The sequence below is a fragment of the Eubacterium ramulus ATCC 29099 genome, from assembly GCF_000469345.1.
GTDB classification, from domain to species: Bacteria; Bacillota; Clostridia; order Lachnospirales; family Lachnospiraceae; genus Eubacterium_I; species Eubacterium_I ramulus.
This window is the reverse complement of sequence record NZ_KI271187.1, coordinates 16,108-41,557: the sequence shown is the minus strand read 5'-3', so window position 1 is coordinate 41,557 and position 25,450 is coordinate 16,108. Positions and strand designations below refer to the sequence as shown.

At 37.3% G+C, this 25,450-nt stretch carries 25 protein-coding genes; all 25 read right to left on the bottom strand.

Annotated elements, in window-relative coordinates; translation table 11 throughout:
- Nucleotides 1-820: 820 nt before the first annotated feature.
- The 25 genes from HMPREF0373_RS14950 to HMPREF0373_RS16855 all read right to left on the bottom strand — a co-directional run bounded on the left by HMPREF0373_RS14950 (nt 821) and on the right by HMPREF0373_RS16855 (nt 25,383).
- The gene (locus tag HMPREF0373_RS14950) at nt 821-1,069 is read right to left on the bottom strand and encodes a hypothetical protein (protein WP_147344965.1); all 249 of its coding nucleotides are present in this window, start codon (nt 1,067-1,069) and stop codon (nt 821-823) included.
- Nucleotides 1,070-1,158: 89 nt separating this feature from the next.
- Nucleotides 1,159-1,482 (bottom strand): hypothetical protein, encoded by a 324-nt coding sequence (locus HMPREF0373_RS14945; RefSeq protein WP_021740638.1) that lies wholly within the window; start codon nt 1,480-1,482, stop codon nt 1,159-1,161.
- 28 nt (nt 1,483-1,510) lie between these two features.
- Nucleotides 1,511-2,620: a DNA polymerase III subunit beta gene (gene dnaN, locus HMPREF0373_RS14940; protein ID WP_021740637.1), complete on the bottom strand. Its 1,110-nt coding sequence runs from the start codon at nt 2,618-2,620 to the stop codon at nt 1,511-1,513.
- 284 nt (nt 2,621-2,904) lie between these two features.
- Nucleotides 2,905-3,618 (bottom strand): hypothetical protein, encoded by a 714-nt coding sequence (locus tag HMPREF0373_RS14935; RefSeq protein WP_044964836.1) that lies wholly within the window; start codon nt 3,616-3,618, stop codon nt 2,905-2,907.
- Between the two features lie 151 nt (nt 3,619-3,769).
- On the bottom strand, nt 3,770-4,273 hold the full coding sequence (locus tag HMPREF0373_RS14930) for a hypothetical protein (protein WP_021740634.1): 504 nt from the start codon (nt 4,271-4,273) through the stop codon (nt 3,770-3,772).
- Nucleotides 4,274-4,288: 15 nt separating this feature from the next.
- Nucleotides 4,289-6,445, bottom strand: coding sequence for a PcfJ domain-containing protein (locus tag HMPREF0373_RS14925; RefSeq protein WP_021740633.1), 2,157 nt, complete (start codon nt 6,443-6,445; stop codon nt 4,289-4,291).
- On the bottom strand, nt 6,446-6,985 hold the full coding sequence (locus tag HMPREF0373_RS14920; protein WP_021740632.1) for a DUF7666 domain-containing protein: 540 nt from the start codon (nt 6,983-6,985) through the stop codon (nt 6,446-6,448).
- A complete protein-coding gene (locus HMPREF0373_RS14915; protein WP_021740631.1) occupies nt 6,972-7,637 on the bottom strand; it encodes a Cas9 inhibitor AcrIIA9 family protein in 666 nt (221 codons plus the stop codon). The genes HMPREF0373_RS14920 and HMPREF0373_RS14915 overlap by 14 nt, the downstream gene beginning before the upstream one ends.
- A 45-nt stretch (nt 7,638-7,682) precedes the next feature.
- A complete protein-coding gene (locus HMPREF0373_RS14910; protein ID WP_044964833.1) occupies nt 7,683-8,069 on the bottom strand; it encodes a hypothetical protein in 387 nt (128 codons plus the stop codon).
- Nucleotides 8,070-8,087: 18 nt separating this feature from the next.
- The gene (locus tag HMPREF0373_RS16590; protein WP_021740629.1) at nt 8,088-9,569 is read right to left on the bottom strand and encodes a phosphoadenosine phosphosulfate reductase family protein; all 1,482 of its coding nucleotides are present in this window, start codon (nt 9,567-9,569) and stop codon (nt 8,088-8,090) included.
- 165 nt (nt 9,570-9,734) lie between these two features.
- Nucleotides 9,735-10,100, bottom strand: coding sequence for a hypothetical protein (locus HMPREF0373_RS14900; RefSeq protein WP_021740627.1), 366 nt, complete (start codon nt 10,098-10,100; stop codon nt 9,735-9,737).
- Nucleotides 10,101-10,104: 4 nt separating this feature from the next.
- The gene (locus HMPREF0373_RS14895; RefSeq protein WP_021740626.1) at nt 10,105-10,347 is read right to left on the bottom strand and encodes a hypothetical protein; all 243 of its coding nucleotides are present in this window, start codon (nt 10,345-10,347) and stop codon (nt 10,105-10,107) included.
- Nucleotides 10,348-10,360: 13 nt separating this feature from the next.
- Nucleotides 10,361-11,407, bottom strand: coding sequence for a DNA methyltransferase (locus HMPREF0373_RS14890; RefSeq protein WP_021740625.1), 1,047 nt, complete (start codon nt 11,405-11,407; stop codon nt 10,361-10,363).
- A 341-nt stretch (nt 11,408-11,748) separates the two neighbouring features.
- Entirely contained in the window at nt 11,749-12,063 is a 315-nt protein-coding gene (locus tag HMPREF0373_RS14885; RefSeq protein WP_021740624.1) for an LPD28 domain-containing protein, read from the bottom strand.
- Between the two features lie 27 nt (nt 12,064-12,090).
- Complete coding sequence (locus tag HMPREF0373_RS14880; RefSeq protein ID WP_021740623.1) at nt 12,091-13,059, bottom strand: hypothetical protein; 969 nt, start codon at nt 13,057-13,059, stop codon at nt 12,091-12,093.
- A 33-nt stretch (nt 13,060-13,092) separates the two neighbouring features.
- Entirely contained in the window at nt 13,093-13,284 is a 192-nt protein-coding gene (locus HMPREF0373_RS14875) for a hypothetical protein (RefSeq protein ID WP_021740622.1), read from the bottom strand.
- Nucleotides 13,281-13,451 carry a hypothetical protein gene (locus HMPREF0373_RS16860; protein ID WP_021740621.1) on the bottom strand — a complete coding sequence of 57 codons (171 nt, stop codon included), beginning with the start codon at nt 13,449-13,451 and terminating at the stop codon, nt 13,281-13,283. The genes HMPREF0373_RS14875 and HMPREF0373_RS16860 overlap by 4 nt, the downstream gene beginning before the upstream one ends.
- Nucleotides 13,452-13,548: 97 nt before the next feature.
- Nucleotides 13,549-14,469 (bottom strand): Rpn family recombination-promoting nuclease/putative transposase, encoded by a 921-nt coding sequence (locus tag HMPREF0373_RS17430; RefSeq protein WP_021740620.1) that lies wholly within the window; start codon nt 14,467-14,469, stop codon nt 13,549-13,551.
- An 85-nt stretch (nt 14,470-14,554) separates the two neighbouring features.
- A complete protein-coding gene (locus HMPREF0373_RS14865; RefSeq protein ID WP_021740619.1) occupies nt 14,555-16,963 on the bottom strand; it encodes a hypothetical protein in 2,409 nt (802 codons plus the stop codon).
- Nucleotides 16,950-19,115 carry a hypothetical protein gene (locus HMPREF0373_RS14860; RefSeq protein WP_044964829.1) on the bottom strand — a complete coding sequence of 722 codons (2,166 nt, stop codon included), beginning with the start codon at nt 19,113-19,115 and terminating at the stop codon, nt 16,950-16,952. The genes HMPREF0373_RS14865 and HMPREF0373_RS14860 overlap by 14 nt, the downstream gene beginning before the upstream one ends.
- A 58-nt stretch (nt 19,116-19,173) precedes the next feature.
- The gene (locus HMPREF0373_RS17195) at nt 19,174-20,427 is read right to left on the bottom strand and encodes a hypothetical protein (RefSeq protein WP_021740617.1); all 1,254 of its coding nucleotides are present in this window, start codon (nt 20,425-20,427) and stop codon (nt 19,174-19,176) included.
- 12 nt (nt 20,428-20,439) lie between these two features.
- On the bottom strand, nt 20,440-20,856 hold the full coding sequence (locus HMPREF0373_RS14850; protein ID WP_021740616.1) for a hypothetical protein: 417 nt from the start codon (nt 20,854-20,856) through the stop codon (nt 20,440-20,442).
- Between the two features lie 50 nt (nt 20,857-20,906).
- Entirely contained in the window at nt 20,907-22,991 is a 2,085-nt protein-coding gene (locus tag HMPREF0373_RS14845) for a VWA domain-containing protein (protein ID WP_021740615.1), read from the bottom strand.
- Entirely contained in the window at nt 22,988-24,793 is a 1,806-nt protein-coding gene (locus tag HMPREF0373_RS14840) for a hypothetical protein (RefSeq protein WP_021740614.1), read from the bottom strand. The genes HMPREF0373_RS14845 and HMPREF0373_RS14840 overlap by 4 nt, the downstream gene beginning before the upstream one ends.
- Nucleotides 24,794-25,212: 419 nt before the next feature.
- Nucleotides 25,213-25,383, bottom strand: a complete 171-nt coding sequence (locus HMPREF0373_RS16855; RefSeq protein WP_154104341.1) for a hypothetical protein — start codon at nt 25,381-25,383, stop codon at nt 25,213-25,215.
- Between the last annotated feature and the right edge of the window lie 67 nt (nt 25,384-25,450).

Here is a 25,450-nt window from a genome sequence, read left to right as displayed (position 1 = left end):
AGCCCGATAGTCTTCATGATAAGATAATGTATATTCTCCCGTACCATGCGCAGCATAAGATTTTCTAACTTCAAAATGACGTAGTATGATTCTATCTGATGCTTTTTCAATTTTAACTGCTTCTGAATAATCAGAAAAATATCCTGATTTTCCTTTTGCTTTAAAAATTGATTTCCGCTTGCAAATGGGACACACATATTCTTTGTTATGCCTTGGTATAGATCTCTCCAATTGATATTCCGATTTACAATGACTACATGTGCAATCTATCATCTTTCTTCTGGAATACTGATAGAAAATATATTGACTTTCTTTTAACACCTCGTATTCCAGCCATTTTTCAAATCTCCCAGTCACTGGTTTCACACTGCGAAATAGAGACTCTATATCTTTTATACTTCTTTTTTTTCTTTTTAACGACTTTTCTGCTTTTCTTTTCTGCTGTTCTATTTGTATCAGTTGTATACTGTCTACGGCATCATCTGTACAATGAAAAAACTGTTGAATACTCCTTTTTTCCTTATATGTTCGTATCGCAATCTGAGATATAAATTTCCCCTTTTCAGCTTCCAAGATATCCAAAGTTTTTATAGACCAACGGTTTTCTTTTATAAAATATGTAATAAAGTCTCTATTAGAAAAAAAGATGCGACAGAACGGCTGATATTGCTCCTTTATAATGTTTTCCGCGTCATAAAGATTTAGGATTAAAGTCCGTTTATGTGCTACCGTAGCCTTTTGTACCTTCATCAGATAGTTTTGTCTGCAAAGTTCCATATATTGTTTATCCTTAATACCGGCTTCCACAACAGGTATCTTTTTAAGTAGTGCTTTCTTCATTTTCCTTCTCTCCATTATTATGAAATATATCATCTTCCAAATCTTTTTTTACAGGAATTGCTTCTAAAAAACAGGCTGGTATCTTGAAATATTCTGCAATTTTCTGAAGTTCCCTTTTTAATTCTTCTTCTGCACAAGCCATCTGACATAAGTAAGCAGAAACTTCTGCATTTTTCCAGTATCTTTCAAACTCACAGGACTGAAAAATATCGATATCATCTAAGTTCAAAATTTCCTGTTCCGTCATGCTTTCCGGGCAAAACATCTCCGCATTACGTATATAAATGCTTTTTACCGTAATAATATAATTTTCTCTTTTCATCCTTTACTGTTCCTTCCTTTTTCTTCTACAAGTTCTGCTTTTTCTGCATCAAGAAACTTTTTCGCAGAATCGCGGATTGCCTCTTTTAGTGCCACATCATATTCCATATGATAATCCTCATAATATTTTTGGAATAAAGTGATGCTTCTTTCCTTGTAATCTTCATTTGCTTTCAATTTGCTATACATCTCTTTTGGAAGACAGTCTTCCATATTTTCCAGAACGCTTTCTTTTAAGTACAAATACTTCTGTTCTTCATACGCCTGAAATAATTCCCACTCTGTCAACAGAATTTTCTGCCCATTTCGAACAATTTCCATACCTTCTTATTCACCCTCTTCTCTCATTTTACGCTGCGGCACTAAGGTTGACCGGAAGAACCAGATATACATAACTGTCTTTTTCATCTCTTACAGTACATGGCGTTTTTGCACTCGTAAAATACATGAAGACTTCCTCATCATCAATCACTCGCAGCATCTCTAATAAAAATTTTGGATTAAACCCAATTCGTAATTTCTCTCCCTCTTTTACAACGAACATACTTTCATTCATAGAGCCCATGTTTGATGCTGCTTCCAATGACAAAATATTTTCTTCAATATTTAGAATAATTGGCTTTTTTGCATCGTCCTTCAATAACAAACTTGCTCTGTCAATACATTCCTGTAATTCCTTTTTTTGAACTTTGATTTTTGTTCCATAATCTTTTGATAATAACTGCTCCACTTTTAAATATTCTCCCTCAATCAACCGGGAGATTGCCCTGGTATTTTCTATCTCAAACTGAATATGGTTCTCTGTAAAGTAAACTGCAATTTCCTTCTCCGGATCTCCGCCAATAATCTTGATGATTTCTGCCAGTGTTTTTCCTGGAACAATGACCTTTCGCGGTTCATATTCTTTTTTCAGTTTGATTTTTCTAAGTGAAATACGGTGTCCGTCCAGCGCTACAATTTTCAGTTCTTTTCCATTAATTTCCCACAGTTCTCCTGTCATTGCCTTCTTTGAGGAAGTATCTGCTACTGAAAAAATCGTTTGCCGGATTGCCTCTTTTAAGTCAAACTCTGAAATCGTGACATGATTCTTCCGTTCCATATCGGGAATACAGGTGTACTCTTCTGCTGACTTTACAGAAAGATTATACTTCGTCTTCTTACAGCGTACAGTCGCCTGATCTTTTTCCCCTGTTTCCAGTACGACATCTCCCTCTGGAAGTTTTCTTACAATCTCCCCAAATACTTTTGCCTGGATTGCAATACTGCCTTCCTCTTCAATGTTTCCCGGCATTACTGTTTCAATCCCCAATTCCAGGTTATTCCCGGTAAGGGTAATCTCCTCTTTTTCTGCCCGGAGCAAAAGACACTCCAAAATAGAGGTGGTTGCTTTTGCAGGAACTGCCTTTGCTACAGTCTGAACTGCCTTTGCTAAATCTGTCTTTTTACAAATAATTTTCATAAAATAGTTCTCCTTTCATACAACGATAATGTCTGCTTTTAAAAACTGAATTTGTCCTCCTTTCCATTTCTGCATACAAAAAAAGACACAAAAAACCATACGATTCTTCATGTCTTTCTTTCTATTTCTCAGGATATTCCTTAAAATACTGCTTTTGGCTTCTGCCAAAATGAAATACTAACTACAAATTTTTCCATTTGTAAAAATATATTCAACAATATAATAACACAATATATAGTTTTTTACAATCCATTTTTCCTATATATTGTATGTATAATATTCCCTTATAAAAACTCTTTTTGTCCCATGTTCCAAAGGAACTCTTTAATCGTATCCATCTCCTTTTCTTTACATAAAATGCTTTTATTCTGATATAGGTAAATCATCTGCCCAGTCACATCTATTATAAAATCCTGATTGACAAGATATTCTCCGGAAACGTTTAGAAAAGAGGTCTTTTTTCGTATTGTTTCCAATACTTTCTCTGTCAGTATATAACCCGATTTTTTCTCTCCTTTTTCTGTACAAATATCCCCGGTTTTTAAATCAATATAAACAACTTCGGATAAACACATAGCCCATGCAGAATCCATGCTTTGATCAAACAGGAAAATCGTTTTCCTTGGAAAATACTTTTTGAAAAAGTGCTGATAGATATTTAAACTTTCCACTTGTTCTTTTTCCGTCAAATAATATGCCGTTCTATATTCATAACCGTAAAAAGCCCGATTAGCAGATTTCCCGAAAAAGTAGAGAGAAGTTTTTTGTCCTGTTTCCCGGATATATTTGGCGGCTGTCAGTCCACAATTATCTATCGTATCTTCCAAAAACACGATATCCATAGGACTTTGTTCATTTGCTTTGCGCAAAGCCTTTATCGTAGAATATTCATAAATCGCATATACGTTATCTGGCTGACACGCTTCCTTTCGGATCTTCTTTCGTATATCACCCAGAAGCTTGCTTTCTTTCTGGTAAAATATCGCAATTTTCATCATTTGTATTCCCTCCCCTTTTTCTTTTAGAATAGCATGCTCCGGTAAAACCACAAGGTTCTTTGTTTAAATTGCCTTTTTTATTGCGTAATTGGCTGTTCATGGTATTTTTTAGGGGGCATGTCACCGACACACCCCCGCCATCATCAAATTTCTATGCTACAAATGTGAAAAATTTTTCTTCCACATTCACACGACAGACTCTGTCATTTTCCAGTTCACGATACAGTATGGAAAATACTTCCACTACTTCCTGAATGCTCAATCCTTGAATTTCTATGTTTCGAAAAAGCTCTCCCAAACATACATCGGAATCTCTATATGCTTGCCGTACAAGGTTACAGGCATCTTCTATCGTCTTCACCGTAATACAGATTTCTTCCACTATATGCTCACCCTTTCTTTTTACTGCCAGCTCTGTTTTAGGGCCTTTTAGTAAAATGCCCATTTTCAGCATATCCTGTTTCCAGTCCTGATAGAAAGGATATTCCTGTTTATTAACATATTTGCGAAACAGTCTGTATACCCCTCTTTCTGTATACATTCCTTCCAGGTTCTCCTCATAACAACCATACTGGTTTCTCTGCCGGATATGTTTTAATTTCTGCAAATTCTTATCCGGTATATTTTTTGTCACTATTTGATATTCTTTTTCCATATTTCTCCTTTTCTTCTAAGCAGCTGCTTCCTGTTCTGCTTTCAGCACATCTGACAGATACTGGCCCTGATATTTTCCACCTTTCATCACCACATGATCCTTATAAGCAGCAGAAAGCTCCGCAGTCCATAGTGTAACCTGCGTTTTTGTAGGATCTTTTTCCTGGTTCCTTATCTTTTTCAATACATTCTTTTTCCATTTCTTTAAAAATGGTTCTGCCTCTTCATACTCCTCTCCCGTTCTGTTATAGTCCTTACTTTTTTGTACAATGTTTCCATCTGGTTCAATTTCCATCGTATAAAATTCCTTTTCCAATTCTTCCTGTCTGCGTAAGAAAACAATATAAGAGGTTTTTCTGCTGATCCGGTCAAAATAGCATTCCTGAGTACCTACACAATGATGCAATGCTTTTCCTTCTTTTATAATATCTTCAATCTTTTGCGGAACCAGCACTGCATATTTTTCATCTTTCAGTGACTGATAGATGGGCGTGATTTCCCTACAAACCTTTTCCAGATTTGGAAATTTCTCCCGTAGTTCCTCTGCTCTCTGCTTTGTGTCTATTTCCTGCAGGGCTATTACCGCCTCATCATGCCTTCTTTCTAACTCCCGTGGTCTATAAACGATGGAGTCCTTTAGATTTTCTCCTATTTTTTTTGCCATGGACAGATAATCTCTCCATATCGTCAAAATCTTCTCTACGGGCAGCCCGCTTTCCTTTTCCATTCTTCTTAAATAATGGTAAATCTGCTGTGGCGACATTTGATTTTCAATAAAGGCAACATCTATTGTGGAAATATTATGTTTTTCAAAATAACGAAGTATATCCTCTGAAATCCACTTTTGTGTATTCTTCATCTTTTGCAACCAGGATAAACCAGCTATTCCGCCGTCCATTTTCACCAACTGCTTTAGCAGGCAACTATTGATTCCCAAAATTTCCATCAGTTTTCTGTGATTTGGAAGTCGGCTCTTTTTATGGATGCTTTGGATCACAAACTTTTTCAATCCCGCCTTTGCAGCTTTCTCAATAGCCGGACAATGATAACGGTATAATAAATACGTTTCCGGTTCTACCATTTTCATGTTCTTTTGAAGTTCGTATAACCCGGAAGTCTTCAAAATTCCCTGGTTCAAAGAAAATAAGGTTCTCTGATATAGCGTGCCTTTATTCCCTTCAAAATCATAATGGTACTCTGCATATAAAGACTCTCTCCACCGATAGGAGCCATCCTTATATTGTCCATAATAATATGCTGTCTGGGAAAAATCTTTTTCTACGATTACCCTTCTGGTTTCAAACCAGCTTATTTCCGGAACAAAGTCACGCTTTTGATGAAATTTTGCATAGACGTTAAACTTCCGAATCACCATTTGATTAGTTCCGAACTTCTGCAACAAATAGGTGCACTCTGCTTTGTGAATAATCCTTTTTTGCATTTTCTTGGATTTATATTGTATTCGCTGTCTACACTTCGGGCAGATACCATATTGATTATGTTTTGGTAAAATACCCTGCACTCTCGTGTTGCATCTGCTGCAATAGCCTTCTCCTTTTCTTTCCGGTTTGTAGAAAATATAGTGCTGCGTAATGGCCGATTTTCTACACCACCTTTCCCAATCCTTTGGAAGTACCGGAATTTGGGACATTACCTGATCCCATTCATTGGTTTCTTGTCTGCGCCTTTCCTCTATCCTATCCCATAAAATATCCGTTTGAAACTCTTCTATAATACTTCTGATAGAACTAACTTTTAAAGATGTCCATCTGCTACATTCTGTGTCAAAATATTTCCTGAATAATGCCCAATCTCTTTTGGTACAGTGATAAAAACTCCCATAAAAATAGCCCATAATCTTTATAATTGTGGCTGTTCTCCACTTTGCTTCTCTTGGAAGGTACGAAAGATAGGTACGCTCCTTTTTATTTAAGAATACAACTATCTCCGGCTGCACTTGTCCGGCAAGCATTTCTTTTATCCTGAAAAATGAAACTGCCAAAATCTCCCCTTTTTTACAAATCTTTACAGATACTTCATATTCAAACTTCCTCATTTTCTTTTTCTTTTGTAATCTCTGTTTTCTGGATTTTTTTTCTTCCTTTTTGGAAAACTTTAACATCTTTTTTGTTGCCTCTAAACAGCCGATTTCCAATAATTCCGTTTTTCTCATTTATTCTTCTGCCTTTCTTCCATCAAAATCATAATAAACATTTGGAACATATTCTTTTCCGTCAATTATGATGACTGAAAAATTAACGATATTTCCCTTAATATCTTCCCTGATGAGAAGAAGGATTGTATCTTTCCTCCCTTTTCCGATGGGATGTTTCCCACGCACCACTGTAAATCCACCCATGGGACTTCCTTTTTCTATCTGTATGATTTTACTCAGCCTTCTGTGTGGATACTGGAGCATATATGCAACCCCTTCTATTAAAAGTTCCAATAACGTCAGTCTTCTAACAATCCGAAGCTGTGTGCAGGCAATTTTGCTGTCATCGCCCTCTTCCTGGCGTTCTCCGGCAACTTCAACCACACAATACTGCGCTAAATCCGGATTGCTATAGTAAATCAGACAGTCCAGCGGGTTTTCTGCACAATGAAACCCCGTTTTCCTGCAGGCAGCCTTTTCTGTATAATTCCATTCTGTTTCTTTATATTGAAACCCCAAACAACTCAAATTCTTCTGAAACGCTTTATACGCAATCATTTTTTTCCTCCGTTTTTTCTCTATCTTCCAGCATATCAAAAAGAGAAATCTGACTGTCTTTTTTGGTCTTGCTTTCCTTTACAGAAGTCTTCACGCCTTTTACAACAGTTTTTTCTTGTGCTTTTCTTTTTCTTTCCCGTTCTTCCTCTTTCTTTTTTCTTTCTTCCTCAGCATCATCTAACGCATAGTATTCTTCCAGCCAATGGTACACTTTTTGGGAACTGACTGCGACTCCTGCACCATTTTGCCCATTTCGATTCTGTTGCAGGTAGTCTTTTGATTCTTCATATACTCTTTGCAGAATGAAATTAATTGCTTTTTCCAAAGATTTATGAGGTAGCAGAATCTGTTCCCCTAAGGTTTTCTCTTCACAGCGTTCCATAAGATACTGCCCTAAAGCCACTGCCAGCCCTGGTCCTTCAAACTGATACATTTCTTCCGCAATCTTTTCAGAAGCAGTAGAAAAAATTTTTTCTTCCAACGGCACTTCTGCCAGCCGCAGCCTTTTTCCCTGCAAAAAATCCTGCATATCCTTTTCCGGTATCAGCCATTCTTTACAAAGCTCCTGCAAACGTGAAATTTCGCCTCTTGCTCTTAAACGGTCTGCAACCATATTCAAATCTTTTGTATTTTCTATCATTTTTCCAAGCATTCCTATTTCCTCCTATAAAAGCAGGAAGGGGGATTCCCCTTCCCATCATGCCGCTTTTTCTAATTCTTCTCTTTTTGCTCTGATTTCCGTGTCTTCTTCCTCAATAATGCTGATCATTTGGATCAGGAATTGCTTGCACCACGCATTTCCTTCATATTTTTTGCCAATCTTACTGGCTTCTTCAATGATCTGTTCCCATTCGCTGTCCTCTCTCTGCCCTTTTCCTCTATGTTTCTTATAGAAATCATAAATCTCATGCATCGCCTTATGCATATCAATTTCTACCGTTGTTTCCAAATTAGAAATCAAGGTAATAATAAATTTATGGTTATGATATTTTTTTAGAAGTCCCTGGATTCCCAACATGGATTTTCCAAGATAAACCCCATAAAAATCGCCTACCATACTTGCAATCATTTTTTGATCTGTCACCCTGTTTCCTCCTTTCAATTAACGAATAAATTCTTCTAATATCATCTGATTTTTCCAACTGGATTTTTTCTTATTTCCGGCGCTTTCTACACCCTCATTTATTCTGGGAAGTTCTTTTATTTTTTGATAAACCTCCGCCAGCATTTTGTCCAGTTCGTCTTCCTTTGAAAAGATACGCATTCCAAGAATGTCTTTTCTCTTTACGCAAACCTCTAATTTCTGAATTTTTCCGACCAAAAGATCAACTTGAAGTTTTCTCCGGTCTGTTTCCCTGATTTGAGGGCGCTTCACAAGCACATATCGAAACTGCTGGCTCTGCTTATATTTCTTTACCAGCCTTTGCGCAGTTTCAAAAATTTCTACTTCTCCTGCCATATAATCATCTTTGACAGCTTGTGGAATTTTCTTTTTATACCTGTCACAAGCAGTTGTACCAGAAAAATAATTCTCATAGACTTGCACCAGTTCCCTTCTGATTTGGTTTAATACTTCTCCGTCTGTGGTTAGGTTTTCTTCTGTTCCAAACTGGTATATCTTTTTCCAGTCATACAGTTTCTTTTGAAAAACATCTTCCCACTTTTTTGAAGGCTCTGGTTTCTTTTTCTCTATTTCTTTCACAATGTTTCCCAACTCCCTTTCGATGGATAATTCTATTTGTCCAGTAACCTGTATTTCTTTTGGGGGATTTCCATATAGCCACCACCTGTAAACATCTTCGGCATCTTTCCATGTAGCACTTCCATGTGTTCCTTCCTTATGGTAAGAAAGCATTCGGTCAAACGCCTTTAAATAAGCCTTTTTAAACATAGGATAGCGCGCCAGTTCTTTCTCCCGCTGCTTGGTGGAAGCCAGTGGACACCCAATACAGCCAATCCTTGTAAAGCCCTCATCATAAAGGCTGCAATAAGTTCGGATATGTGTATGGATAAACTGCCACACCTCATCATCTGTCCAATCCAAGATTGGATTTAACACCCGTTTTCCTTTTATCTGGCAATTTTCTATCTGCCTTCTTTTTTCGTCATTGTCGCTGTTTAAAATAACCTTTGGTTCAGACGGTCCTTGTATTTCTGCAAATCCTCTTTTTCTTCGTTTCCTGCTTTCTGCCCAACGCACACCAGTGACTACAAACCGTCCTTTTCCTCCTCTTTCTTTCAATTCAGAGCAGCAATAACGCATTCTTCGTGTGGGCGGATAATGCTTTTGGCTAATCAGTTCCCACATGGTTGTATCAGGCTGATTGATAATAACCGCAGGATACATTTTTCGGATAAAATAGACCAATTCCGGGGGATCTACGGTTGTAACATTATAATAAGCCTGAAACTTTACTTTTGCCTGTTTTGCCAGTTCATAAATTACCTGACTGTCTTTCCCACCGCTAAAACATAAATAGTATCCTTCCGGATGCATCTCTATGGCTTTTGCTTCAAACATTTTTAACAGGGTTATGGCGTTTTGGATTTTCTTTTCAATGCTAAAAAAACTTAACTGTTCCATTTTTTCTCCGTTCTTTACAAAAAGTTTGCTCTAAACGGAAAAGCCATGCTTGTAGGTGTGTCTTTTTACACTGCCTGACCTTCACTTTCGAAAAACAAGCCCGCAATGGCCGGTTTTCCTAAGCAGCAACCTGAATTTCTCAGGATAAGAAAAAGTGGAACACTTTTACGACCGGATATCCAGTATCCCATACGCAATTTTTTGAATTTCCAGAATTTGTACATTGGAAATTTTGCGGTAAGGTTTTCTGGCATTCTGTTCCGCAATCCAGTCCTTTAATAAAAGTTCTGCCTCAAAATCTACTTCGCTGTACTCTGCCAGGAAAGCATATTTTTTCGCCTGCCTGTAATTTCCCCTTACTGTCATATAAGAAAAAGAAATTTCATATAGTGGCAGCAGTATGTTCGACGAAAGCATCTGCATAGGATGCAGTCTTTTCAGCTTTTCACGATAATACTCTGTCTGGGGAAGGGTTCCTCCAACTGCCACCTCATGAAATGACAAAAGATCTGTCAGTTTATGAAGGTGCATATTTTCACGCTCCTTTCTTTTCTCTGTAAAAACATCCATTCTTTTCCAACTGATCCAGCCTTTCTAAAATTTCTTCCTCTGAAAGACATTCTCCTTGTTTTTGATGCTTTAATTTTCTATACATCATTCTTCTGCAGACTGGGTGAGCCGGTCCATAATCATAAAGATATCTTGCTTCTCTTGCATTCAGATTACAAAAGATTGCAATCAGCAGCTGATAATATCCTGCCATTGTTTCATCTTTCATACACACCTCTTTCCTATCGGTATTTTAGCCGAAACGTTCCTCTTGCTAAAGGCAGAAAACAATCGGCATGTTCATATAAAGTTGCCCGAATTCTCGCCTCATAATTTTTATTCTTTTTGGCTTTCGGGTGCTCTCTTAATTCCTGATATAGCTGCTTTAACGTTGCATGTCCATTTAACTGTTCCAGTGTCATCCGCAATAAATGAAACCACGTCAGTGCAATGGAGTCCTGTTCTTGTATCTGGAATATTCCTTCCCTTCTAATTGAAAATGGTACAAGAAGAATTTCTTCTTTTTGAAAAAGCACCAGTGTTTCCGTCACAATAGGAATAAAGGGTTTTCCGGAATACTGTGTCTTACTGGAAGTGCAATGAAACTGCCCCTTAACAATCCAGGACTTCATATTTCCAATATGAAGCATATCTGCTGCAATAGAATGAAAGACGCCTTTCTGCCGGATATCTCCTACCAGAATTGCCAGATACCCATTCTGTCTTAGGCTGAAATACAGTTTTTTGATCACATAGTTCAGTTTTTCAATATAATCTTCATAATTTTCACATCTGCTCAAATCATCTTCATGCGGCCTGCCCCACATATTTCCGGAATACTGGATAATATCATGGTAAGGTGGGTGGAAAAAAATCAGGTCTGCACTATGCGCAACTTCATCCTTTAATGCATTCCAGTTTCCAATCCCCTTTGGCGGATGTGGGTTTAAATCGTATAAGACAGAGGGAATATGCAATTCCTCTGCCACATCTTGACTGGTCCCAGAACCACTCATGGGATCCAAAAATAAAAAATCCTTATTCTTTTCATATCGCCTGCATTTTTTTACAAACTGAATGAGTTTCGCTACAACCTGCGGGGAACAATTTCCTCTCCACTGATTGCTGCCTCCTTCTGCCCGTTCTGGAAATGCCATAAAAGAAGTCAGGTCTTGTCCTACGCAATGCGTAAGCTCTCTTGTTCCTAACGTCTGTACAATCTGTTTCCAGTCGGAACCAAATTCTGTGCGCAAAATTTTACTTGCACGCTGTAAATCACTTTCCTGCACATTGTCACACTCCTTTCTGCATATACAAAAAAACGATACAAAAATCCCTTCTGATTTTCATATCGTTCTCTCTGCTTTTTATTTTTCTTTCTTCTCCTTTCCAAAAGGCAATAAAAAAAGCACTCAAAGAATTTCTTCCTGAATGCTTTTGATATACGCGCTTTTTAATTAAGTATCAAAACTTCAAAACTTCATTCTAACCTTATGGTCAGAAAAAAATTACCATTCTTCTTTATGAAGAATAAAACTGAACTACAAGTTTATGGTAACACAATATAGTGGTCAAGTCAACAAAATAACACTATATCCTGTTAGCCTGACTGCTATTTTTATTTTATGTATTATGCCTCAATCCACGATTCCAGTTGTATTTCTGCATTTCCAGTATACCCCCAGTCTTCATCTTCTATATATCTCCTACATTCTTTCTCCTTTATAAGTGGAACTCTAGATATTACTGTCCTCCAAAAGTTTACCAAAATATGAGAACTTAATTCACACGGAATCCTTATACACTCATCATCATGACGAACTTCATAACAATAAAAACCTTCTGGGAGACTATCTTTTTGAATTCTTCCTGCTGAAAAAAGTGCCCGAGTATCAAAAATCTCTATTTCTTCATAAGTTTCTTTTCGTGCATCATATCTCACCATATTATTTCCCTCTTCTTTCTACTGTCTTTACCTATTACGTCTATATTGTTCATTTCGCAAATCCATTTTTAAGTAATTTATAATATTACTAATGGAAAGAGCACCTTTACAAAGATACCAAGGTGTTCTTTGCTGTTCTTCCTGTAAGTATTGTTGTACCTCCTCTAAATTAATTTTCTGACTGAACAATTCTTTTGCTATTTTACTAACATAAGCAGTTATCTTTGCATACTGTTCAAATTTAAGGCTTTCTTTTCTAAGTTCTAATCGTATCATGTCACACATTTTTTTCTCACTGGAACATTGTTGAAATACTGCAATCCGACTATACGGACCTTGTATGTATGCTCTCCAGATACGCTCCTGCTTTGTCACAATAAATAAGATTTCCCGGTTCCCTTTTTTCCATATTTTTTGATACGCAGGTCTATCATATCTATCCCATACATCCACCAGATGTTCATCTCTGAAAAAAGCAAGATTTTTCCCTTCTTTCCGCATATACTGCTGAAACTCTTGCTGGCAGAACCCTTCTTCTATTTTTTTCTGCAAAAATTGGAACATGGAAAAATATTTTTCCCACTGATACTCCAATCGTTCATCTGAATATAAAAAATAATCTACCAATTGCTGCATATTTTCTAATAAGTATAGCCATATTTCTGCATCTTCTCGTTTCAGACAAAAAAGCAATTTTCCATAGTGATACACACGCAATTTCTCTTTTCGAACTACATAAGCATATTCTGAAAAAATATCTCCTTTATTGGAATGAGTTGTTTTTCGATACCACTCTGGTTGTAATGATTGTATATTTCTTTTATCAGTCAGATCCAATTTTTGATATGTTTGCTCCAAAAATTCCAGCTCTCGCTTTTCTGCAAATGCCCGGATAATCTGTTCTCCATATCCATTGTCCAGATATGCATCTGACACTAAATAAGTAGCTTTTCTAATCTTTCCATTTCCCTCTATTACAAAATATCCTTTTGTCATACTTTCTCCTTTCTCCTAAATCGTATTATTTTTCTAATCTTGGTACAGATATGTATCCAAATATTGTTTCACCCTATTCAATCCAGCCTGGTTTTCAGACGGTATTTTGCTTTCCGTTTCCAACCATGCAAGAAACAGTCTTCTTTCTTCTTCATACTCCCGGACCACACTCCGAAGTCTTCGGATCTCACGCTGGCAGGATAATACTCTTTCTTCATCTGTCATATCAGTTCCTTCCTTTTCTGTGCTTTATTCTCTTCTACTCTCATACACTCAAATCTATATTTGTTCTCATCACAAAAACTGCAATAATATGGATATTCCTTTTTTAATGCTTTATCTTTTTCAGGTAAAACTTCGTTTCCACATTTTTTACATATCAGTTTCTTCAATTTTTTCTCCTTTCATTTTAGGGTACAAAAAAGACACCAAAAATTTTTTTGATGCCTTTCAGTAAATCTAATATTCCTTTTGTTCTGAAAAATGGTATTATTTTCTATCTTTTATTTTTAACACCTCTTCTTCGGGGATATTCAAAAGTTTACAAATCTCAGAAATCGGATAATTATTCTGCAGCATTGTAAGAATGACTGCTTCTCGCTCTTTTTCTCTACCCATTTGTTCGCCTTCTTCTTTCAACTTTTCTAATGCCTCACACATACTGTTTACCTCCATATTTCTACTCATACGAATCAGTTCCTTTGATCCTGTCATCTGACCGACAACTGTTAATAGATCTGAACCCATCTCCTTGTTTCCATACTTCTCCTGAATTTTTTCAAAATGGCCGGCAAAGATTTCCCTGGTAATTTCAAAAACACTTTGAACATCTGTATTATTGAACACATATCGGTCTGAATCCCGTACTTCCAAGAGGTTCATTTTGTAATCTGAGAAAATAGCGGCAATTTCTTCCGGCATTTCTACAATCATATCTTTCAGACAATACGGTCCGTCCCACTGTTTTTCTCCATAATACACTGTCAATGTGATAACCGGATGAAGCCGGTCATCTTTTTTCATCTTTGATAAAAATTCATCTTCTGTCTTTTTCCCGGTATCTTTTTTATATTTGCGTGTAATTTCCTGATATTCCTTCAGGTAACTCATTGCATCATACACCATATGACGTAGCGGCATGGCATAATGAATATGCTGCTGGCTTTCAATTCCAAGAACAACAAATTCTACTCCATAAGCGGTCTTTTTAATGACATCTCTTGTTCTGGATAACGTTTCCTTATAATCTTTTAATTGAATGACACCGGAAACATCCGTATCCATTTCATGCAATGCCTCTGGCTTAATAACCTCTTTTCCTCCAAACACAACTACATTGAAAAGATCGGCAAACCGTTCATTATTCCGCCAAAAATCTTTAAATATAATATCTGCTTTTGTATGTTCCACGTAAATTCCTCTCTTTTCTACAACCAGTCACTCTCTTGTTACGATTATTATATCAAACTTCATAGGACCTGACAAATTGAATTTTCTATGATATTTCAGAGAATTCCTCTCCCTCCATTCTTTCATAAGCACACTTTTCCGGGGATATTGGACGGAAGACCGATGCTTGCAGGTATTTTCCTTCAGAAGCAATTCCATGATTTCCACCTAGGGAGTCCAAATACTGCTCTTTTCCTTTGGTAGCCGAGATATAGATGTATCTACTCTCTTTTTGAAACCATCCACTTGGAATGTTCCCAAAGTAATCACGACTGATCAACAATGAGATGCTGAGTCTTCCTGCTTTTTCCTTTACCATACGAAAAAGAAGCTTAAACATCTCCTGTTCCAATCTGTCTGAAATCCCTTTTACATAGGCTTTTTCCAAAAACAGAACCAGTTGCTCTGGTTTCTCTTTCTTTCCCGTATCCTTTGTAAAATCTACAAATTGAAATTCTTTGTTCTCCCTTTCCATTTTTTCTTCAGATGCTTTTGTAAGCCGAAGGATTGCCCTAAGGACAATCTTACCTTGATAAGAAATATATATAATTTTCTTATTACTGTCAAAGCAGGATAGCAGACACTTTCGATACATTCCTGTCTTGTAACTCAAACAGGTTTTATCCGGCAGCTCCCCAATCTGCATCACCGGAAGAAAACGGTCTTCTTCCCAGATCTTCCATTCCTTTCTCTGAAGTTGCAGATTTTCTGCCCACAGTTTCATCTGTTTTTCTGAAATCGGAAAAGCAAGTTCCTTTTCCAGATCTGCATCATGGTATTTTAAGTCTTTAAATTTCCCCATAAGCTCTGCGACCAACAATCTACGCAACATTTCTGTCTGTCCGGTATCTCCTTTATAAAATTCATACAAAATTTCAGAACCGCCTTGTTCCAGAAATGTCTGGATATTTGCTTCATGTTCTCTGATAAACGAATCGGAGAAAGCAAAAGTGTTCTTCATCCATTCCCAGTGAGGATCATTTTTTACTAGTTCAGCATAGACAGACTGAAAATTTGGGTATCCACTTAATTTTTCTTTATTTGCTATCAAATACCGCAGTTGGAAACCATTTTTCACTTCTGGAAGAAAACGTACAACTTCTTCCCAGGAAAGAAACAAATCTAGTATATCCATCCCTACTAGGCCGGAAATATTTCCCAATTCTTCTTTCACCCACTTAGATAATGGTTTGTGGGATAAAAAAGCCGCAACTCTTTCCAGCGTTTCTTCGCTGGTTACCTTGTCCAAGAGTCTCTTTTTCACCACTTCCTGCATAACTCTCAACCGATCGTCTACCCTTCTATAATTTAGTTTGTGGTACAAACGGATATACGCTCTGTCAGGACAGACAGCAAATAATTTTATTTCCGCAAAAGTATACTCTTTTTGTAGCATATCTGTCTTTTCTATAGCAGAACATTCCTTTATTTTTCTGCATTCCTTTAAATTTTGAAAATTTAATGTATTTAGATTGACATACTCCTCATAAAATGCTTTTTGAAATAAAATAGAATTCCATGGAAGTTCAAGAAACAGTTCTGTATTTTCTTCATACAACTTCAAAAAGTGTTTTTTCTGATGTTTGACTGCATAAAGAAGTACTGACTCCTGATAATATTTCAATCGGTCCACCGCTTTTATGGCATACCGGTAAACCTCCTGTATATACCCTGCTCTTGTATAGAAATTCCCTTGCGAAATCCATCCTTGTCTTACAAATCTGTTTAAATCAAACAATAACTGTTCATTCTCCAGCCACCTTGTCAAAAAACAAGACAGCACGTCTTTATGCAAGCGGTCTGCGATTTTTCTTAATAACGGATAAAGTTCTTCTGCATTTTTTATAATCTGCCTATATGCCTCTTTACTTAACATTGGCAGTTGAAACTTTGACAAATACTTCAAAAGTTCCAATACATTCACTTTTCCTAAATCCTGAAAGAAGTGTTCTTCTCCAATCACTTCTCCTAAAAAGTCCCCTGTAAAAATCGGTTCTTTCAAAAACATTCGTTCTGAAAAGCTTAAATCTTGTAGCTTTTTATCACAATATGTTTCGAGAAACTCCAGATTTCCATTTAATGTACTGCACTCTTTTTCGGACAAATGGCTGGAAAAATAATATTGGAGATATACAGCTACGTATCTGTCCGAAATTGCTTCTGTTTTCAAAGCTGCTTCCAATTCCTCATAGGAACGGTCAAATAGTTTTTCATCGGCACTGCCGATAAACATTTCTATTCTATAGGCTGAAATTCCTGCTTCCAGTAGACTTATAATCTTTGAAAGAATTTTCGGATAGGCAACCAATTTCTTTCCATACTCGATTGGAAGCTGTTTTAATATTCTTCTCTTTTTCTCTGTATCAATTTCTTTTGTAAAAAGAAGGAGCTGCTGATTTGAAAATCCTAAAATCTCCTGCCAGCCAAGTCCTTCCAACCCCTTAATAATTTCCATGTGTTCCTTCACCGTCGTAAGCATCTTCTACCTCCGTTTTTATCAACCACTCTTTTATAGTTGCAATCTCTATCCCTTCTTTTTTCCCTAAGTTTAATAGCAGTTTTAAATATTCCCAAATTGCTGCTTTTGGTAATTTCCACCCCACTTTTTCTAAATATTTTTTTAGGAACTGAACCGTTGCTTTTATATAGGCTTCTTTTTGATAAGAATAGAAAAGTGAATCGATTTTCCAAAAAATCTCTTCTGCTGTTTTCTCCTGCTGCAGTTTCCAAAAATGCTGGTATGCTTCTTTTGTCTGCTTTTCCAGTTCAGCCACTTTTTTCTGTTTTGCGGCTTCTTCCTGTTCTTTATAAAACTTCTCCCGTTCCTCTTTCTCCATGTATAGCATTCTAAATTTCTTACTTCCAGCTTCTTCTATCCCAAGCTCCATTAGTTTTTTCCAAAATTCCTGTGCCTGTTCTTTCGGAAGCCAAATAAGATTTTCCTCTTTTTCCAAGACTTTTAAAAGAAAAGCAAAATATTTTTGTGGCTGAAACCGATAAACAGATTCTTCTATCCAGAAAAACAACTGCAGGACCTGGTTTGGTTGCAAATGAAGTTTCAAAAAATTCATCTTATCATATTCCCGTCTGTAATAAAATTCCTGAATTCCGACACTCTTCCATAAGAAATTCCGTTTTCCTTCTTTTCTGATTTCTTCCATGGATCGGTTATCCAAAAGAAGTTTTGCAGTCTGAAATTTTAAATCCGTATCCAAATCTTCGATATAGGAAAGAATATAGCCATACTTCTTTTTTTCCGGTTCTTCCCATTCAGAAATCGCTTTTCCTTCTCCCTTTGTAAGCAATTCTTTTATAATCTGTCGGGGATCTAAGAAATTCTTTTCTGCAAATGTTTCAAAAATTTTATGATTTTGATAATTCTCTTCTTGCAGCATCTGTTGAATATAATCTACATCTGTCAATTCCTGATAAATCTTCAGATACTCCTGAAGTTCCTGTTCCGTAAAAGACTGATTATATAAAGTCTCCCGTATTTTTTTATCAAAATCCTTTTTCCCCAACAGGGAAAAGATTTTCTTTGCCTGTGTTTTACATGATGGAATAAAAAACCAGCTAGGATTTGCCTGTCGCTCTCCTGCATAAGTATGAAGCAGTGCATATATCTTGGAATTTTTAACAGTTACCTGACATTTCATGGCGCCTAAAATCCCATCATATCCGCCGATTTTGATTTCATAAGAACGATGCTTTTGTATTAGTTCTCTGCAAAGCTGATAAAGCTCCTCCGAATATTCCTTTTCCTGGTTACATATAAAAATGCAAAAACTTTCTGAAGCACGCTCCCATGTTATCTGGCTTACTGTTTCTAACTTGTCTTCCTTTGCAGCCTGCAGCATCCGCAGGTTTAAATAAAAAATTTCTTCTTTTTGGTAACCTGCCTTTCGCATCTGCTGAAATAGATCTGAACGTTCTTTTACGTAGGTATGCTGCATCTTCACCAAAAGTTTTAATCTCGAAAATATCTGTTTTCTTTCTTTTTTAATTTCCTTTTCATAAGTTCTGAAAAACCAGATATACATTTCAGCATTTTGGAAGATATTTACTGCTCTTTCATTTTCAAAGAAAGAGCATACATTTTCTTTTAGCATTTCCCAGATTTCTTTTTTCCCTTTGAATAAAAACAGGATACACATACATTCTGCAAGTTCTTTGTATGAATAACTTTTAATCCGTTCATAATAAAACTTTTGTTTCTTTTCAGACGGAGTTAAAAAACACATAGCCCCTGCCAGATAAATATCGGTTTTCGCTTCTCGTTCTATCCGTTTCAGAAAGTTTTCATATTGTGTTCCCACATACATTTGTGCTTCATGAAAATCAGACATAGTTACAAGGGCAAATGCCAGTGCCCTGCGGATTTGAACAGTATCCCCTATCTTTTCTTCATACCTCTCCAGCATCTCACCCGGATACTGAAAGGTATAAGCGTCTTCCTCCTTTTGTTCTTTCCCTATTGGAAGAAAACGTTTATCTGCCTCTTCTTTTTCAAAATACCGTATCTTATCATTCTTTGTTGAGGTAAGGAAAATGATATGCTTCATAGTCTGAAAACTGTTTGCATCTATTTTTTCTTTTAATATATCCATTTGTTCTCCTTTCTGGAAAGGGCTGTCTTGCACAGCCCTTTATTTCTTTCTTTTGTGGTTAATCTGTTATGTAATTACAGTCCCGAACAATTGGGATTTTACCTTTACGAATTTCATCAAAGGCTGCTCGATACCCACTTTTTTCGGGTTCTGTAAAATTCACTTCCCATTCTTTAATCACCTCTTCTAATGCGAGTTTTTTCGGGTTTAAAATCACAAGACCATGCAAAATTCCAGATACAATCCTTTGATATTCTTCTGCATATTCCCTACGATCCAAATCGGTATCTGCATACCAGCAATCCAACTTTCGGATCATTTGCAGACTTTTCCATGGTGGCAGCTGCATCGGATAGTAAAATCTTGATGTTTTGGAATCGCTCTCATATTCTTCTGAAAGCCAGATAACCGTTCCCTTTGAAAAGATGGGAGGCAGATAACCATTCTTGGAATATTCCTCCATTATTCCAAGAATATCCTCCCAAGTAACTTGACGGAAGGAATAAGGTTCCTGGGTATCTGCTAAATAATAATCGTCATCTGATAAAGAAATTTCTCCTCTTTTTATCCCAGAAATTCTTCCATCTCCATCTTTTAAAATCTCCGTTACAACATCATTTGGATAGAAAAAGTCCATACCTCTGGCAATCTTTTCTGCATCTTCTGTCCTTCCCTGTTCTGCCAGTCTACTTTCATGTTCTTTTATTCCTTCAATGATCCTCCACCATTCCTCTTTGGAACTTTTCAAACCGTTTTCTTTGCTGCTGTCTTCTGGAATTTCTTCCGAATCGGCAGCTACCAGCTCACAATTCTCCTGATCGAGTACATCACTGTTTTCGATATAATTCATTTCTCCTAATGGAATTTCATCTAAATGGTCCTTCGCGTATTCCAGTGCCTCCGGGAAGGTTTTTATTGCTTCTGGCAGCAATAATTCCCCATGATAATAAGCATTACAGAGAATGGAGCAGGAAAGTTTTTGTGGGATATTCTTTTTATCCTTGCAAAATTCAATCGTCCAAATCAGGTTTTCAGGTATATGCTCCATTTCTGGCAAATACATACTGCATGTCTCCTCCTGAAATTCCCACTGAGTTGCTTTCCCAAAATCAATCCAGCTTCCTTTTCCATGATTTGCACAACTGACCTCATGCTCCGGCTGTCCGGATATGACAGAATAAAATCCATTACTTTGTACCACGTTAGGTATTCTCTTCTGTCCTAAAAATTTTTCCTGTCGGTGTACTCTGATAATAAATTCTCTTTTCTCTTGTATAACCCGTTTTAATTGTGCTAAATTTTTAATTTCCATCCTGTTTCCTCCTTACGCTGCATTTTTCATCTGTTTTTTCTCTACCGGCAATAATTCCGGATAAGTCTGTCTGGATAGTCCCAAACGTTTTACATAAGTCTGCATTTCCTGCGAACTGGAAAAAAGTTTTGCCTTCCCAAGTTCCGGGACAAACTGCTTTCCATTCCAAAACAACTCCTGTTCTTCTTCACTTTCAATAGATACCAGTACCCAAGCACGGTAGCAAATCTGCGGATCCATTCCCGTATACCAAAGATGTTTTTGAGCAAATATCTCAGCTTCTCTTAAGCTTTGAAAGAAAGCGGCTTTCCAAATTTTTGCGGTTACAATACGTTTGTTTCTGATTTCCTGAAAATACTGGTCTTTTCCCAGACGGATTGCATACCCTGTACGCCAGAAATCCTCAATCCATTCTTTTTTCTGCTCCATAATTCCTCCAATCAAAAAAGAGACCTGAAAAAGTCCCTTGTCCTGTTTCTCTATCCCATGTATTCTAAAAGTTTCTTTACAATCTGATGCGGAAGCTGTTCCAGATTCTCCGCATTGATACAGGCATTCCCGTAAATATTTTGAATATCCTCCTGATCCCTTCCAATCGCTGCCACAAACAAAGTAATCTGTTTCTGCTTCAGCTGCCTTTGTACCTTCTGTAAATCTTCCCTTGCTACTTTTCCGCCATAGCCTTGTGCATTTGGAAGTCCATCACAGAAAAAAATCAGGATTTTCATCTTTTCCTTTCTTTTTACCATTTTTTCTGCCATGTAAAGAAGAGCCGCCCCATCTCTGTTGGCTCCGCCTGTCTCCATATCCAAAATCCGGTACTTGCCTTCCTCTTTCTCACCAAACTCTAAATAGGAATGCAAACACACAATTTCCTCTCGTTTCCTGCCTATATGCTCTCTCCCTGTGCAGTGTCCGTTCACACATACCGGTATCCCAAATACCTGTGCAAATTCCACCACACAAAGGGCTGTCAGCACAGAGGTTTCCCACCGTTTCCTGTCAATGGAACCAGACTGATCCAATAAAAATCCAATCGCTGTATCCATGTTTTGAGAAGGAATTTTGGTCTGAAAAATTCTTTTTTCAGGATTCCAAAGATGTGCCATATCCAATCTTTTTCCTATATACTGGTAACGTAAAATATGGGTTTTCTTCCTTTTTAAAACCGGTAGTAAATCCTGCTTCATTTTCATTAAAGTATGTTTTATCTGCGGTTGAAAAATTCTATATTTTTGATATGCGGTTTGTGAAATGACTTCTTTTCGGAAAACACGCTTTTTAATTTCCCGGTTCACAGGTGTAAACTCCGTATTTTCTAAAATCTCTTTCAAACGCTCCCGCATCCATTCCTCATATCCCTTTTCCCTTGCTTCTCTTTTTAATTCCAGACAAATATTGTGCAGTTCTCTTCCAATATCAATTGTCTTTACAGTTTCTTGCTCCAATTCAGAAAGCAAAGGCTCTGTCTTTCCTTCTGTCAGCCTTTCCTTCTCTTTTACTACACTTTCTCTTTCCATTTGAATGGATTGCATTTCTTCTGAAAAAGTACGTTTCAGTTCTCCTCCATTCCAAAGAACATCCGAAGCTTCCTTTCGCTCCATGCGGATTTCCCTGCAGAAAGGTTCTTCCGAGTATTGTGGCAGATCTTTTTTCCACTCATCAAAAGCCTGTTTCAATACGCTCTCTTTGTTTTCTCCTGTCGATTTTATTTTTCTTTCCATACCTTCCGCTTCTTCTAAAAGCAAAGGCCACAACTTCAATAAAATCTGGTTTGTTGCAAGATACCTTGCGCTTTCCCCCATATCAACAGTCGTTTTCAAAAGAACCGGAATACAGTTTCTAAGCAGTTCCATATATTCTGCAACTTCTCCGTCCCATGTGTTGACCTTATGGGTAAACATATATTGCACCAACAGAAGTAACATAATCTTCAGCTTTGATTTCTTCTGTACAATCTGGCTTTTCAGACTAGAAATCTGCTCCATATTCCTTTTACGGTTCTGCAAAATCCCCTGCCGGATACTTCCTGGAAACCTTCTGCACATCTGTTCTTCGATAAAGGCATCTTCCAGATATCCATGCAGCCTTCCGGCTGTTTGCAGATAGAGTCCTAATAGAACCGCATCTTTCTTTTGAAAACCCTCTTTCATACTTTGTAAAAATCCAGTTTCTCGCTCCGTCTCCGGCAGCGGCCAGGCTGGATATAAAATCCCACTTGCAATTCCATCTATATATTTCCGTCTCAGATAGATACTGCTGTAATTCTGATGTCCGCATTCATGTCCTTCCACGCCTATCAGGCTTTTGCTTCTCAAATCCAAAGTCGGAAAACTTTGTGTAAGCATATTCATGGTATTGATATAAATATAGCGCCCCTCAAAATAACCGGCCCTGTGATCCGTTGCATCGGAATAAAACCGGATCTGTGCATCATGCTTATCTGTAATTTCTTTTCCAATCCGTTGCACTAACCTTAAAAACTGAGGAGAAGAAAATACTTCCATATCCCGCAGCAAGCGCTTCTCTGTCTGGCTGCTATTTCCTATTTCTTTACTTCTCATACAGATCCCTTCCCTTGCTCTACATAAATCTCCATACATACCTGCCGGAGCATATCCCTATCTTCTTCATCGGATGCAAGCTTGGATAATACCGTATCTTCTGCAGCCTTTACAAGATTTTGGGTGCGCATATATTCATATACCCAGTTTTCATATTCCCGGTAGCCGCAAAGTCCGGCTTTTCCAAATTCTTCTTTTACGACTGCATCCAGTCGTTTCATTACCTTTGCCATCTGTTTTAAAACTTCCATATCTTTGCAGCCTGTCCGAAACATTGCACGTTCTGCCAACTGCTGTTCTGTTAAATCTTTGCGATGCTGTACCTTATTCATTCTGGATACCACGGAAAAATCAAATTCCCTATTTGCAACATAATTCAGATTGGTAGTGATGATGATAATTGCATTTGGATGTCGTTCTACGACTTCCCCGTACAGAAGGTCCAGTTTCCTGGAGTCATCTAATAACCGGTTAAGTTTTCCAAGTGTCCCCGGCTCTACAATAAGGGAAGCCTCCATAATTTCAATCACTGAAGGCATTCGGCAGCCTTTTATGATTTCCGATTCCTGCATTACAAAATCCCCTTCATTTTTTGCTTTCTGGTAACCGGACTGATACACTGCATCTAACAGTTCCCGAAAGGCTTCGCTTTTGGTAATCCCTTCTTTTCTTGTATGGGCTACTTCTTCTAATACCTGCATCGGATCTGTAACAAATTCCTGTAAAGAAGGAAACTTCATGCTATCTTCGGTCTTTTTCCTGAAATTTGGATAAATCCCTGCCACCAGTGTACTTTCATCGGTTTCCGGTCCACAGTTCAAAGCAAAATAAGGCACTCCTAAAATCTGGGCAATCATCTGTGCGTCTGTTGTCTTTCCTGTTCCTGCATTTCCGGTGATCATAAATTTCCGGAAAGGAGACTCTACAATTGCAGAAAGGATATCCTGCGCATATTCCCCAACTTTCATATCCTCTGGAAGCCGTGGAATACGGTCTTGATAATCTTTAGAAACCTGCCAGTGCTGTCTGTAAATTTTCTGTAATTCTTTTAACGTCCATTCTCTTACTTTCTTCGTTTCTCCAAAAATCCGAAATGTACCTTTTATCGCATCGTTTGGTGCATACAGTTCACTTTCGATTGCAAGTGTGGAAAGTTGTTCCATACCATTCTTTCCAAGCTGGCTTTTCTCCAACGGAATTCCTTCATTGCTGAAATCCTGTACATTTTCGACTCTCCGGTACAGGTTATCACAACAAAGAAAAGCTGCTTTTAATGCAAGTTTTGCATTTTTCCATCCTTCTTTCATCTGCTGCATGAATAAAATAAAATTCTGAGCAAACTCCAGGTTATATAATGCTTCTTTCTTTTCCAGACTGACATAAATAAGCATTGCCAAAAGCTCCTCTCCATCACTGATGTTTCTTTCAACGGAATCCAGAGCTGCATATGTTTGCTTCTCTGTTTTACAGACACCACGTATCTTTGCACTGATCGGATTATAAACCAATGCGTAGCGTCGTTTTCCTTTTACATATTCCATGCAATAGAAATTTAACAAATCATAATTTCCTTTTTGAAACCCAAGAGCTCCTTCTATTTGTTTCAAATAAATCCCTGCAATATTGAGCATTGCCCTCAATGTAGGGGGATGCAGTGTTGCCTGTCTTCCCTGATTATACTGGGAAAGACATTCCACCATGGTAGTGGTTTTTCGTAATCCTTCTTTTTGTAAAAACCGGCTGAATGGTTCCGGCATTTCTTCCTGAAATGTCCATGTGTCAAATAATTTTATCTCTGCCATTTTCTCTCCTTTCTGTCTGCAATTTTTAGGTATGTTCCTCCTTCCTACACGCAAAAAAAGACAAGGTATTTGTCTTTCTATACCTTGTCTTAAACTTATTCCTATATTTTATTGCAGACTATGCCAAAGTAACTCTTCTGCTACCATGCAGAATAAAAATTCATTGCACAAATTGATTGTACATAAATGAATACAACCTTATCCTAACATTAGATAGAGAAACTGTCAACAATCGTTTTACAAGATCTCTCTCATATTATTTATCCGTATTCTGAATATATTGGATTTTGGGACGTTTTAAATGGATAAATCGGGTATTTGGTGTTTCTAATGGATTGCATTCTTTTCCATTTTTATCCACATAAGCCTGTGTTTTTATAATAACTGAAACACCATCTCCACGACCACTTTGCATTTTTTTAGGCTTTTTTTAATTCATCTAAATATTTCCTTTTTTCTTCTTCAGGAATTTTCAGTCCTTCCATTGCCTGTTCTGCCAGCCACCCCATTGTTTCCATAAGGTTTCTAATTGAAAGAAGAATTCCTTTTTGAATTCCTTTTTCTTCAACGCCTTTACTCAGATTACACATAATAGACACCTCACTTTCTAATGTCTTTGTCATTTCAATTGAAAAATCATTCTGTAATATCTCTTTC